Origin of the sequence: Flagellimonas olearia, assembly GCF_009184425.1 — a bacterium.
Lineage (GTDB): Bacteria > Bacteroidota > Bacteroidia > Flavobacteriales > Flavobacteriaceae > Flagellimonas > Flagellimonas olearia.
On sequence record NZ_WELG01000002.1, the window covers coordinates 781,289 to 793,894 of the forward strand.

Here is a 12,606-nt window from a genome sequence, read left to right on the forward strand (position 1 = left end):
AGGCAATTTTCATGATAGAGACCTCTTTGGACATAGCGGCCATCCGAAAAGATTTTCCCATTTTAAACCGGGAAGTCAATGGACAACCTTTGGTGTATCTGGACAATGCGGCCACATCGCAGACCCCTCAACAGGTGATTGATGTGATTGTGGACTATTACCATAACTACAATGCCAATATCCATCGTGGAGTACACAGTCTTTCGCAAGAGGCCACGGATGCTTATGAGATTGCCCGGAACAAGATTCAGAAACATTTTAACATAGCCCACTCTTATGAGGTGATTTTCACTTCAGGGACCACCCACGCCATTAACTTGGTGGCTACCGGGTTCACCTCCTTTTTGAAGAAAGGGGATGAGGTATTGGTATCGGCCATGGAACACCATTCCAATATTGTGCCATGGCAAATGCTCTGTGAGCGTACCGGAGCCCAATTGAAGGTGATACCCATGAACTTGGACGGGGAATTGGTCATGGAAGAATACCATGCACTTCTCTCGGGGAAAACCAAATTGGTGTTCTGCAACCATGTATCCAATGCGTTGGGGACCATCAACCCCATTAAAGAGATTATTGATGCAGCCCACAAGGTAGGTGCAGCAGTCTTGATCGATGGGGCACAGGCTGCAGCGCACATCAAACCCGACCTGCAGGCCTTGGATGTTGATTTTTACACCGTTTCCGCCCATAAAATGTGTGGACCTACCGGTGTAGGGATGCTCTATGGTAAGGAGGAATGGCTCAAGAAACTACCGCCCTATCAAGGAGGTGGGGAGATGATCGCGGAAGTCACTTTTGAAAAGACTACTTATGCTGATTTGCCCCATAAGTTTGAAGCGGGAACACCCAATATTTGTGGAGGAATTGCCTTTGGGGCAGCGCTGGATTATATGAACCACCTTGGTTTTGATGCGATTGCCCAGTATGAGGACGATCTCATCCAATATGCCACGGAACAGTTGCTTTCCATTGAAGGGCTTAAAATTTACGGGACGGCAGCCCACAAGACCTCGGTGATTTCCTTCAACATTGAAGGGATACACCCTTATGACATCGGCACCATTTTGGACAAGTTGGGCATTGCCGTTAGAACAGGGCACCATTGCGCACAGCCCATCATGGATTTTTACAAAATACCGGGAACGGTACGGGCCAGTTTCAGCTTCTACAATACCCAAGATGAGGTGGATAAGTTGGTTGCAGGAGTGAAGAGGGCCAAGGGGATGCTGCAATAGTCCGGTAGTTATCTTTATCTTAAATCCTTGATAAGCCACGGACCGAGTTGTATTTTTGAATAAAACCAAAGCATGACCATACAAGAAATACAGGAAGAGATCATAGACGAGTTCTCCATGTTCGATGACTGGATGCAGCGCTATGAATACATGATCGAATTGGGAAAATCCCTTCCTCTTATCGATGAACAATATAAAGTGGATGATAACCTTATCAAAGGGTGTCAGAGTAAGGTTTGGGTACATGCCGAACTGGATGGTGACAAATTGGTCTTCACTGCAGACAGTGATGCCATCATCACCAAGGGAATCATTGCCATCTTGATCAGGGCGTTCAGCAACCAAAAACCCCAAGATATCATCGATGCCGATACGGGCTTTATTGATGAAATTGGATTGAAGGAACATTTATCGCCAACGCGAGCCAATGGTTTGGTGAGCATGGTAAAGCAACTGAAACTGTATGCCGTTGCGTATCAAACACAATTAAAATAGCAGAAAATGAGCGAAGAAACCACCATAGATACACAAGATTTGGGAGATAAGATCGTAAGGGTACTCAAGACCATTTATGACCCCGAAATTCCTGTGGACATATACGAACTCGGTCTGATTTACGACGTGTTCGTGAACGAGGACTACGATGTGAAGATACTCATGACCTTAACGTCGCCCAATTGCCCGGTAGCGGAAAGTTTGCCGATGGAAGTGGAGGAAAAGGTAAAGTCTTTGGATGAATTGAAGGATGTTGAGGTGGAGATTACCTTTGATCCTCCATGGACCCAGGAACTGATGAGCGAGGAGGCTAAATTGGAACTGGGGCTCCTTTAAGAATGTCATTCCGCACTTGATGCGGAATCCAAACGTAAAATTAATAGATTCCTGCTTCCGCAGGGATGACAGCATGGAAGAGGAAATTGTAAATAGGGTTGCCCAAAGCCAATTGGTCACTTTTGATCTGGAGGATTTGTATCCATCCGGAGAAAGAAGGGTATTGGATATCAAAGACTGGTTGCACGAAGGCTTTATTTTGCGTGAGAAGGAATTCAGAATGCATGTGGAGGAGCATGATTGGTCTGTCTACCAAGACACCTATGTGGCCCTGAACTGTTCCACGGATGCCATAGTACCAGGCTGGGCCTATATGTTGGTGGCCTCACGATTGAATCCCTATACAAAAAAAGTGGTGGTGGGCTCCTTGGAAGACTTGGAAACCGCACTCTACCAAACCCTATTGGACCAGCTGGATGTTTCCCCATTTGCGGACAAGCCCGTGATCATTAAAGGGTGCTCCCATAAACCTGTCCCTGAAAATGCCTATATCATGGCCATGGCCAAAATACAACAAGTGGCCAAAAGTGTCATGTATGGAGAGGCCTGTTCCTCGGTGCCAATCTTCAAGAAGAAGTAATACAGTATCGTTTTTAGTAATGTCAAGAAGTCCGTTTGCCTAATGGCCTTTTTTGTTTTCTTAAAGCCATCTATTGGTGAGAAACAAAGAATCCCCGCGGATACGGGGACTCTTTAATCAAAAAAATAAGAAAATGAAAACTAAAAAAACCTTTACTGTATGAAATTGGTATAATGTAAGTCATTGAACAGCTCTTACATTAAAGCGCAAGAAAGCCAATCCAAATCAAAAAAGGAGAGGTGAATTGACGCATGGTATATTTGACTTGATGGATGCGGGTTTTGAATGAACGGGATGGTTTTAAGTCTACGGATTTATAGGTGACATTTCTTACTTTTGCGGTTCTAAACAGTAAACTCCATACACTATGAAAAAACTACTTTTTACCCTATCGGCATTTTTTGTGCTGGCCACGTCTCTGGCCCAGACCGAAGAGGAACTAAAAGCCCAGATTGCCCCTAAAAAAGATTCCATTGCCGCGATCCAAGGACGCGTAAATGCCTTGCAGGCCCAGTTGGATGCCCTTCCCGGTTGGAAAATAGGCGCTTTTGGCACCATTGGGGGAAACTTTTCCAACTTTGACAATTGGTATGCCCAAGGCATTCCCAATAACTCGTCCGGGAATATTGGCTTTACGGTGAATGCATATGCCAATCTTCAAGAAGAGAAATTCTTTTGGAGAAATGCGGCCACGGTGAATCTTGCTTGGGTAAAGTTGGATGATAAGGACGACCCCACTGATGATGATAGTTTCAGACAGGCAACTGACGTGTTCAATATTTCGTCATTGTACGGAAGAAAGCTGAGCGAGAAGTTTGCCATATCTACCTTGGCGGAATATAGGACCACCCTTTTGAGCAATTTTAACGACCCTGGGTATCTCGATTTGGGTATCGGGGCCACATGGACACCCATTACCGATTTGGTGGTAGTGATCCATCCGCTCAACTACAACTTTGTGTTCAGTAGTGAGGATACCATTTTTGAATCCTCCTTGGGAGCCAAGATTGTGGCCGATTATACCAAGAAAATCGGAGCGGTGAACTTTAAGAGTAACCTGTCCCTTTTTCAGAGTTATGAGAGCAGCGATTTGAGCAACTGGACCTGGACCAACTCTTTTGGCTATACCTTATGGAAGATGATCGGAGTTGGGTTTGATTTTGGTTTGAGGAACAACAAACAGGAAACCTTGAACTATGTGGTCAACAATGCACCAACGCCAGACCCCAATGCCACGTTTGATACTATTGACAACAAATTACAGACCTACTGGACCTTGGGATTGAGCTATAAGTTCTAGAGGAAATCAGATAGATACAAAACATAAAAAAAGCCCTCATTATGAGGGCTTTTTTGTGGGGTCTAATATGATTTTTTCAGTTTTTAAGACCATGGTCTAAGTAGGTTAAGATCATGTGAAGATCAAGGGTCGACACTAAATGGCTTAAAAACAGGATGAAAGTAGTTCTTATGTGGTTATCCTTTAAACTTTTGTTGTGAACTGCCCAAAATCTGTGGTGGAACGCTATTTGGGAAGTAGTTTGTCGGGGAAATTCAACACATTGTCTTGATGGATTTAGTACTCATCCAAGTGCTCTGGATATAAAAAGTTGTTGTACGGAAAACGGGTCACATGAATGTCCCGTACCTCGTCGTACACCCGCTTTCTGAATTCATCCAGATTTTCCTTGTTCAAAGCAGAGATGAACAAGGCTCTATCCCCAATCTTGTTGAACCAGGTATTCTTCCATTCCTCCAAGGTGAAATGGGCCGAGGTGCGCTCTGTGACCAGATCGTCCTCATCAATGGTCTCTGGATGGTGCTGGTCGATTTTATTGAAGACCATAATGGTCTTTTTGTCTGAACTTTTGATTTCATCCAAGATTTGGTTCACGGATGCGATATGCTCCTCAAAGTTGGGATGCGATATATCCACCACATGCAACAATAGATCAGCCTCACGGACCTCATCCAAGGTGCTTTTGAAACTTTCCACCAATTGGGTGGGGAGTTTTCGGATAAACCCTACCGTATCGCTCAACAGGAATGGGAGGTTGCCAATGACCACTTTTCGTACCGTGGTGTCCAGCGTGGCAAAGAGCTTGTTTTCCGCAAAGACATCGCTTTTACTGATCACGTTCATCAAGGTGGATTTGCCCACGTTGGTGTATCCTACCAAAGCTACCCGTACCAAAGCCCCACGGTTTCCTCGTTGGGTCTCCATTTGACGGTCTATTTTGGTAAGCTTCTTCTTTAGGAGCGCAATGCGGTCCCGAACGATACGTCTATCCGTTTCAATCTCAGTTTCACCAGGTCCACGCATACCAATACCCCCGCGTTGTCGTTCCAAGTGCGTCCAAAGCCCCGTAAGTCGTGGGAGTAGATATTCGTATTGGGCCAGTTCCACTTGGGTACGGGCATAGCTGGTCTTGGCGCGTTGCGCAAAAATGTCCAAGATCAAACCTGTTCGGTCCAGTATTTTACATTTCAGTATTTTCTCAATATTGTTCTGTTGGGCCGGGGTAAGCTCGTCATCAAAGATGACTGAACCTATTTCATGTTCCTTGACATAGTGCTCCACCTCTTCCATTTTCCCACTTCCAATATAGGTCTTGGGGTTGGGCACCTCAACCCGTTGGATGAATCGTTTTTCCACCTCGCCTCCAGCGGTATAGGTCAAAAATTCCAATTCGTCCAGATATTCGTTCACTTTGGTCTCATCCTGACTTTGGTTGATGACCCCAACGAGTATCGCTTTTTCGTAGTCTATGGCTTTCTTTTCTAGCATGCAATCAATTAAAGTGCAAATCTAATCAATGTTTTGGAAGCGGTTTTGTACTTTGGGTTTTGTTATAACTATCCTTCACTAGAAAATAAGATTCATTGTATCACCATAAGAACCGATATAGCATAGCCTTTTACAATCTGGAAAACTTCTTTGACACCAAGAACGATCCCCATTCGCTGGATGATGACTTTACTCCGGACGGGGATAGGGAATGGGACGAATCCAAGTACAGCAACAAAGCGCATAAAATAGCCCGGGCCATATCAGAAATAGGTATGGAGGATAGCGATGTTCCTCCGGTGCTGTTGGGTATTGCCGAAGTGGAGAACAAACAAGTCATCCAAACGCTGCTCAACACCAAGGAACTGAAAGGAGTGGACTATGATTTTGTGCATTTTGATTCCCCGGATGAACGGGGCATAGATACGGCACTGATCTATAACAGCAAACACTTTACGGTGCTGGATGCCGAGACCATTCCTTTGCTAGTGGACAATACCAACGGGGAACGCGACTATACCCGAGACATTTTATATGTTCACGGGAGGCTCCATGCCGAAGTAGTCCATGTTTTTGTAAACCATTGGCCTTCCCGAAGGACAGGTGATGTTGATACCAGCTACAAACGGATAAAGGCGGCCGAGACCATTCTGCATAAATTGGAAACTCTTGAAGAAGATAATCCGAATTGTATGATCATGGGGGATTTTAATGACGATCCCAATTCCGAAAGTATACAGACCTTGATGGAAACAGGCCGATTTATCAATCCAATGAAAAAGCTATTATCTCCCTTTTCCGGAAGTGCGAACTACAGGGGGGAATGGAGCCTCTTTGACCAGGTGATACTTTCGCACACTTTTTTGGACTATGGAGTAGGTACCCATAGCTTCATAAAGGCTGAAGTGTTTGCTCCAAAATTCCTCCAGGAATGGAAAGGGAAGTACAAGGGCAACCCATTTAGGACCTATGCCGGGGAAAAATATTTAGGAGGGTACAGCGATCATTTTCCAGTATACGTGGTGCTGGAGGAAAACCTATAATTGTACTAGGAAAAATACTACACAACGCAAAAGTGAATTTTCACAACACCTTTGCGAAAAGGAGTGTGCATTTCATCGAAAAAACCACGGTTTTTATCGAGGATGTTGAGGTTCGCTAATATATTCGTAGTCCAAATCTTACCATAAAATCAACATGGACTACAAAAGACCTATTCGGGCTACAGGAATTCTTCTCCCCCTTATCTTTTCCCTTCTAGGCGTTTCTATTGTAATGGGGCAATCCAAAAAAGCAAAGGAACAGATAAAAGCTACATACAACCAAGGAAAAATGGCAACGCTGATTTCCGAAATGGAACAGGAGCATCAATCCAAGACCTTGAAAATAAACCAGCTTCTTCAATCCAATAAAGGATGGAAGAAATCTGAAAAATCGGTTAACGGAGGCCATATAGCCCTTAAGGATATCGGTTCCGATGGCACTCCACTTTACTATACGACTTTGAGCGATCCATCGACCAAGACAGCAAGGGCCTATACGTTGTATGCAGATGGCCTTATGAACCTTGGCTTGAACGGCACTGGAATGCAAGTAGGGGTTTGGGATGCCGGGGTGGCATTGACCAGCCATCAGGAGTTTGATTCTAGGGCCATGAATTCGGATAACACGGACGAAGTAAGCCTACATGCCACTTTGGTGACCGGAAATCTTATCGCATCCGGGGTGGAGCCTAGTGCAAAGGGAGTGGCGTATGGCGCACAGGCCATGACCCACGATTGGACCCGTGACAAAATCGAAGTGGCCGAAGCGGCTGCCAATGGACTTTTGTTGAGCAACCATTCCTACGGAATACTTTCAGACCGGGTGCCAGACTGGTACTTTGGGTCTTACATAAAAGTTTCCCAGGATTGGGACCGAATCATGTACAACGCACCTTACTATTTAATGGTGACAGCTGCGGGGAACAATCAGAAATCGTATGACAACGCCACTCCAAATTTTGGTAGCACAGCGGACGGCTTTGACCTTTTGCTTGGGTTTACGGTAGCCAAGAATGGACTCACCATAGCAGGTGCCAATACTGAAATTGGTAGCAAAGGCGAATTGAAGGAGGCTACGGTTGCTGGGTACAGCAGCTTTGGTCCTGTGGATGACGGCCGTATAAAACCAGATTTGGCCGGGGATGGATCCAATATTCTTTCGGCTAGTTCCGAAACCAATTCCAGCTACCAACTTTCTGCCGGGACTTCCATGGCGGCGCCAGGGGTTACCGGATCTCTTTTGTTGTTGCAGCAATATCATGAAGAGCTGTATGGTTCTTATATGAAAGCGGCTACCTTGAAAGGTCTTGCCCTGCATACTGCGGATGATGTAAATGACCAAGGTCCCGATTACAAAATGGGCTGGGGGGTAATGAACGCCAAGACGGCTGCCGAGGTATTACAGAATAAAGAGTTTACTGCCTTGATCAATGAAGAAAGCTTGACCAATGGAGAAACCTTTTCCATTACGGTTACGGCCAATGGTACGGAGCCTCTAATGGCTTCCATTTCCTGGACCGACCCTGAGGGAAATTACATCAATAGGGGAGAGTTGAACAATGCCACCGCTGCTCTTACCAACGATTTGGACATCAGGATCACCAAGTCTGGAGAAACCTACTATCCATGGAAATTGAATCCTGCCAAGGCCAACAACGCGGCCACAAAAGGAGATAATACAGTGGATCCCTATGAGCGAATTGAAATAGGAAACTCCAACGGACAATATACCATCACGGTTACCCATAAGGGTAATCTGACCAATGGGTTCCAAGATTTCTCATTGATTGTTTCCGGGGCGCAGGTTTCGCAGTGTTCCATTGAAACGCCATCCAATGTGGAATTGATTTCATCCACGGATACAAGTTCGACCATTTCATGGTCCAATGCGAATGAAACTCTTTTTGAGGTTCAGTATAAGGCCATTGACAAGGATGAATGGACTACTGAACTTCTTTGGGACAATCAATTTGAACTCTCCCATTTGGAAGTCGGGACGGTGTATGAATCCCGAATCCGTTCTATTTGTACCGAAAATGCGGTTTCTGAATTTTCAGAACTCTTCCAGTTCGAATTCAATGGAGAAGATACAGAAGCAATGGTGTATGAGCCTTTGACCTATGCCCAAGATTTTCAAATACAGGTGTATCCCAATCCTGCAGTAAATTATTTGGCCCTACAATCGGAATTGTCCCCGGATGCCGAATATTCCATAGTGACCACATCTGGGAACATCATTGAAAGGGGAAAAGTGGCAGGAACCATCAATGTCTCTGCACTGGCTTCCGGTCTATATGTTTTGGTGGTACAGGATTATGCCGGTATCAGAAGCACCAAATTTTACAAAAACTAATGTCTATGGACATTTAATCAAAATTTAATAGAGTCCAAGACAAGAAGGGCAAAGTGGATCATAAAGCTCTTTCTATTGCCCATCATACTTTTTTGATTTCATCCTGGGAAAGCAACTCCTCGTTCCGTAACCTCAGAAATACCTGGGCCGTGGTCACCACATCCAATTCGCAATAGGAGATGATCCTATCAATATCCTTGTCCTTGTAGTAGACATCTTTTACCATACTGCCATCCATGTCCTCTTTAGGAGACGGAATCCCGAGAATGTGGGCCAGTAGTTTTAAAGAGGTGTAGTGTTTATAGTCTCCGAATTTCCAGAGTTCCATAGTGTCCAGATGGGGTACTTCCCATGGTTTTTTGCCGAACAAGTCCAATTTATAAGGAAGGTTTATGCTGTTGATGACCATACGACGGGCAATGTAGGGAAAGTCGAACTCCTTGCCGTTGTGTGCGCACAGCAGATGTTTGGTTTGACTGAAATGGTCTTTCAGCAATTGTTTGAACTGTTTTAAGATGTGGGTCTCCTCCCCATGAAAGGAAGTTACCCTAAAGCTTCTGGTCTCTCCCTTGATGACAAAATACCCAACCGAAATGCAAACGATTTTTCCGAATTCGGCCCAAATTCCGGCCCGTTCATAAAAGTCCTCGGCACTGATTTCGTCCTTTCGTTGGTATTGTGTTTTTTGCTCCCAGAGCAATTGTGTTTTTTCATCCAAATTGGGGAAACTCGGATTTTGGGGTACGGTCTCGATATCCAAAAAGAGGATATTCTCTAGGTTAAGTTTATAAAGCATGGTAGCGTATTAAAAAAGAGTGGTCTGCTTTGCAGGACTCTCATGTTCCAATAACCATTTTTTTCTATGCAGTCCACCTGCATATCCAGTGAGGTCTCCGTTGGTCCCAATGACGCGATGACAGGGAACCACAATCCAAAGAGGATTTTTGCCATTGGCCGAGGCTACTGCACGAATGGCTTTTACATCGCCTAGTCTTTTGGAAAGTTCCAAATAAGAAATGGTTTTTCCAAATGGGATTTCAAGAAGGGCATCCCAAACCTTTTTTTGAAAATCGGTTCCGGAAGGATTCAGTTTTAGGTCAAATCCCTTTCGGGAACCCTCAAAATATTCCTTGAATTGGTAGACGGCATCTTCCAACACTTCAGGAATTATACCAATAGGTTTTATTTCATCAAACACAGACACGGAAGCAAGCCCATTCTCATCACCTTGAAATTCCGCATAACCTATAGGTGTTTGTAAATAAGTAGTTTCCATTATTCTACCTCATCTTCATCTTCAATAATGCCCAAACGTTGAGCGCGTTTGTGCCAATTCTTTCTGGCCAGGGATTGAAGGTCTTCCACGTTGTCACTTTCATCCATGATCTCCAATCCAAGAAGCGTTTCAATCACATCCTCCATGGTCACTAACCCACTTACCGAACCATATTCGTCCACCACTAAGGAAACATGCTCCCGTTGCTTCACCAACCTGTCAAATAATTCAGGAATGGGCTTGGTTCTATTGGTAACCAAGATTTCGCGCTTTAATTCTGAAAGCGTCTGACTACCTTTTTTATTGATGATAGCTTCCATAAGCTCATCTTTAAGGAAAAAGCCCGTGATGTTGTCCATGCGATCTTTGTAGAGCGGAATCCTTGAAAAACGCAAAGGACGGTTCGCATCAAAAAATTCCTTGATGGTCATGTCCTCCGAAGCTATTTTCATTACTGTTCTTGGCGTCATCACATCCTTGGCCAATATCTCATCAAACTTGAGGAGGTTCTTGATAACCTTGGATTCCGATTCATGAAAAACGCCTTCTTCATGGGCAATTTCGGTCATGGCGGTAAAATCTTCGCGGCTCAGTACACTGCCATGCTCTCCCTTGGCTCCAATTAACTTGGTGAATAGTTGTAATATCCATAGTAATCCGGTCCATTTAAGGGCAAATACCATCGTGCTAAGGGCTTTGCTGGTAAAGTTGGCCAATTGTTTCCAATAGGTGGCCCCAATGGTCTTGGGAATGATTTCCGAAGCCACCAAGATCAAGATGGTCATTAGGGTGGACACAATTCCTACCATGAGGTCTTCCGTAAACTCAAACCCTAGTATGCTTTGCTTTGTGGTCCCGTAAAGATCGGCATAGGCCACCTTGGCCTGTACCCCCACCAATATGGCGCCAACGGTATGGGCAATGGTGTTGAGGGTAAGAATGGCGATCAACGGTTTGTCCACATCTTTCTTTAGAGCCTCCAAGGTGCCGGCATATTCCTTGCCTTCCTGCTTTTTCAAGTTGATGAAGGTTGGTGTGATGCTCAGGAGTACCGCCTCCAAAATGGAGCATAAAAAGGAAAAGAAGATGGAAATAACGGCATAGAATACTAGTAGTCCCATAGTTTTATCTTAAGCTCCAAGTTACGGAATACGGTTTAATTTTTAGATGAAATGGATTGCGCCTTGTAGAATACATCCTGCAGGGCTGTACGGATATTCAGTCGGTATAATTGGCTATGTTCCCTTGAAGGATACACCCTGTTGGACAGAAATATGTATACCAGTTTGTTATCTGGGTCGGCCCAAACAAAGGTCCCTGTAAATCCTGAATGCCCAAAACTGTTGGGACTGGACAAGGGAGAGGGATAGGCTTTTTCCAAAGTACGTTCAGAGTTGTCTAGCAATGGCTTGTCGAAACCGAGTCCCCTTCGGTTATCGTTATCGGGATATTGGACCCTACCAAACTCTTTAACCACTTCCTTGGAGATAATTTGCTTGTCTCCTATGGCACCATAATTTTCATAAAACATCATGATTTTGGCCAAGTCATCCGCGCTGCCAAACAAACCGGCATTTCCGGATACCCCACCTTTAAGGGAGGCGTTTTCATCATGGACCCAACCTTTGACGAAGGTTTTTCTGAACACACTGTCGTTTTCTGTAGGGACAATGTCATTGACATAGTTCTTTTTGCTAGGGTTGTAACCCAAAGTGTAACAGCCCAAAGGTTTATAGAAATTCTGATCCAGATAAGTTTCGTAGTCTACACCTGTAAGTTGTTCTATCAATCTCGGATAGATAAGGAAGGTAAGCCCTGAGTACACGTATTTTTTTTCATCGGAAACCTTAGACCTATCGATCATGCGGTTCATTTTTGCTTCAAAGCGATCGCTGATGAATAGGTTCTCATACACTTGTTGCTGAAATTTTTCACTTGGGGTGTCCCTGACAAATCGCCGCTTTATCTTCCCGTTCTTCCGCATGACTTTCTCCAAGAAGACAATGTAGGGCACCAAACCGGCCTGGTGACTCAAAATTTCACGAAGGGTCAAATCTTTTTTATCCTTATGTTTTTTCCATGAGGGCCAGTAGTTGCTAAATGGGACATCCAAATCAAGTTTGCCTTCGTCCACCAATTTCATCAAAGCAGGCAATGGCCCCAAGATTTTAGTAACGGATGCCAAATCGTAGAGGTCGTTCAGGGCAACGGGTTGCACACTATCATAGGTGTGGTATCCGTATGCCTTGTGGAAGACAACGGTATCGTTTTTGGCGACCAACACTTGGGCGCCTGGGAAGGCTTGGTCTTTTATGCCAAGTTCCATGATGGAATCCACTTTTTGGTTGATGTAGGCTTCATCCAATCCCAATTTTGAGGGAAGGGCATGAATTAGATTTTGTTGGGCAAGAAGGCTGGTTGAAACAAAAAGAAAACAAAAACAGAATGCAAAGAGGTTTTTCATGAGTTAGTTAGTATGGTTGGTTGTACGTATTTT

12 protein-coding genes are annotated in these 12,606 nt (G+C 44.5%); 7 read left to right on the forward strand and 5 right to left on the reverse strand.

The annotated features are described in order from the left end of the window. Nucleotides 1-11 precede the first annotated feature (11 nt). The 5 genes from F8C76_RS12920 (at nucleotide 12) to F8C76_RS12940 (ending at nucleotide 3,949) form a co-directional block, all read left to right on the forward strand. Entirely contained in the window at nucleotides 12-1,238 is a 1,227-nt protein-coding gene (locus F8C76_RS12920) for an aminotransferase class V-fold PLP-dependent enzyme (protein ID WP_152132126.1), read from the forward strand. A 72-nt stretch (nucleotides 1,239-1,310) separates the two neighbouring features. Continuing rightward, nucleotides 1,311-1,733, forward strand: coding sequence for a SufE family protein (locus F8C76_RS12925; RefSeq protein ID WP_152132128.1), 423 nt, complete (start codon nucleotides 1,311-1,313; stop codon nucleotides 1,731-1,733). A 6-nt stretch (nucleotides 1,734-1,739) separates the two neighbouring features. After that, nucleotides 1,740-2,069 carry a DUF59 domain-containing protein gene (locus F8C76_RS12930; RefSeq protein ID WP_129653995.1) on the forward strand — a complete coding sequence of 110 codons (330 nt, stop codon included), beginning with the start codon at nucleotides 1,740-1,742 and terminating at the stop codon, nucleotides 2,067-2,069. A 73-nt stretch (nucleotides 2,070-2,142) separates the two neighbouring features. Beyond that, entirely contained in the window at nucleotides 2,143-2,649 is a 507-nt protein-coding gene (locus tag F8C76_RS12935; RefSeq protein WP_152132882.1) for a DUF2480 family protein, read from the forward strand. A 367-nt stretch (nucleotides 2,650-3,016) separates the two neighbouring features. After that, nucleotides 3,017-3,949 (forward strand): DUF3078 domain-containing protein, encoded by a 933-nt coding sequence (locus F8C76_RS12940; RefSeq protein ID WP_152132129.1) that lies wholly within the window; start codon nucleotides 3,017-3,019, stop codon nucleotides 3,947-3,949. A gap of 276 nt (nucleotides 3,950-4,225) precedes the next feature. Here the strand turns inward: F8C76_RS12940 and hflX are convergent, their stop codons facing one another. Beyond that, entirely contained in the window at nucleotides 4,226-5,437 is a 1,212-nt protein-coding gene (gene hflX / locus F8C76_RS12945) for a GTPase HflX (protein WP_152132131.1), read from the reverse strand. Nucleotides 5,438-5,532: 95 nt separating this feature from the next. On the opposite strand from hflX, the gene F8C76_RS12950 reads away from it, so the two are divergent. Both F8C76_RS12950 and F8C76_RS12955 read left to right on the forward strand, forming a co-directional pair. Continuing rightward, complete coding sequence (locus F8C76_RS12950; RefSeq protein WP_152132133.1) at nucleotides 5,533-6,480, forward strand: endonuclease/exonuclease/phosphatase family protein; 948 nt, start codon at nucleotides 5,533-5,535, stop codon at nucleotides 6,478-6,480. A gap of 154 nt (nucleotides 6,481-6,634) precedes the next feature. Beyond that, complete coding sequence (locus F8C76_RS12955) at nucleotides 6,635-8,833, forward strand: S8 family serine peptidase (protein ID WP_152132135.1); 2,199 nt, start codon at nucleotides 6,635-6,637, stop codon at nucleotides 8,831-8,833. Nucleotides 8,834-8,915: 82 nt separating this feature from the next. On the opposite strand, the gene F8C76_RS12960 is transcribed toward F8C76_RS12955, so the two are convergent. From F8C76_RS12960 to F8C76_RS12975, 4 genes are read right to left on the reverse strand one after another with little or no spacing between them, the layout of a single operon-like run. Beyond that, a complete protein-coding gene (locus tag F8C76_RS12960) occupies nucleotides 8,916-9,629 on the reverse strand; it encodes a 3'-5' exonuclease (RefSeq protein ID WP_152132137.1) in 714 nt (237 codons plus the stop codon). A gap of 9 nt (nucleotides 9,630-9,638) precedes the next feature. After that, entirely contained in the window at nucleotides 9,639-10,109 is a 471-nt protein-coding gene (locus tag F8C76_RS12965) for a methylated-DNA--[protein]-cysteine S-methyltransferase (RefSeq protein ID WP_152132139.1), read from the reverse strand. Further along, nucleotides 10,109-11,230, reverse strand: coding sequence for a CNNM domain-containing protein (locus F8C76_RS12970; protein ID WP_152132141.1), 1,122 nt, complete (start codon nucleotides 11,228-11,230; stop codon nucleotides 10,109-10,111). Before F8C76_RS12970 ends, F8C76_RS12965 begins: the two co-directional genes overlap by 1 nt. 35 nt (nucleotides 11,231-11,265) lie before the next feature. Continuing rightward, nucleotides 11,266-12,573, reverse strand: a complete 1,308-nt coding sequence (locus tag F8C76_RS12975; RefSeq protein ID WP_152132143.1) for a serine hydrolase domain-containing protein — start codon at nucleotides 12,571-12,573, stop codon at nucleotides 11,266-11,268. Nucleotides 12,574-12,606 lie beyond the last annotated feature (33 nt).

Bases quoted from the DNA above. Each gene is read 5' to 3' on its own strand.
- F8C76_RS12970 (WP_152132141.1), bottom strand. From the start codon at position 11,230: ATGGGACTACTAGTATTCTATGCCGTTATTTCCATCTTCTTTTCCTTT.
- F8C76_RS12975 (WP_152132143.1), bottom strand. From the start codon at position 12,573: ATGAAAAACCTCTTTGCATTCTGTTTTTGTTTTCTTTTTGTTTCAACC.
- F8C76_RS12955 (WP_152132135.1), top strand. From the start codon at position 6,635: ATGGACTACAAAAGACCTATTCGGGCTACAGGAATTCTTCTCCCCCTT.
- F8C76_RS12920 (WP_152132126.1), top strand. From the start codon at position 12: ATGATAGAGACCTCTTTGGACATAGCGGCCATCCGAAAAGATTTTCCC.
- F8C76_RS12940 (WP_152132129.1), top strand. From the start codon at position 3,017: ATGAAAAAACTACTTTTTACCCTATCGGCATTTTTTGTGCTGGCCACG.
- hflX (WP_152132131.1), bottom strand. From the start codon at position 5,437: ATGCTAGAAAAGAAAGCCATAGACTACGAAAAAGCGATACTCGTTGGG.
- F8C76_RS12930 (WP_129653995.1), top strand. From the start codon at position 1,740: ATGAGCGAAGAAACCACCATAGATACACAAGATTTGGGAGATAAGATC.
- F8C76_RS12960 (WP_152132137.1), bottom strand. From the start codon at position 9,629: ATGCTTTATAAACTTAACCTAGAGAATATCCTCTTTTTGGATATCGAG.
- F8C76_RS12965 (WP_152132139.1), bottom strand. From the start codon at position 10,109: ATGGAAACTACTTATTTACAAACACCTATAGGTTATGCGGAATTTCAA.
- F8C76_RS12935 (WP_152132882.1), top strand. From the start codon at position 2,143: ATGGAAGAGGAAATTGTAAATAGGGTTGCCCAAAGCCAATTGGTCACT.
- F8C76_RS12925 (WP_152132128.1), top strand. From the start codon at position 1,311: ATGACCATACAAGAAATACAGGAAGAGATCATAGACGAGTTCTCCATG.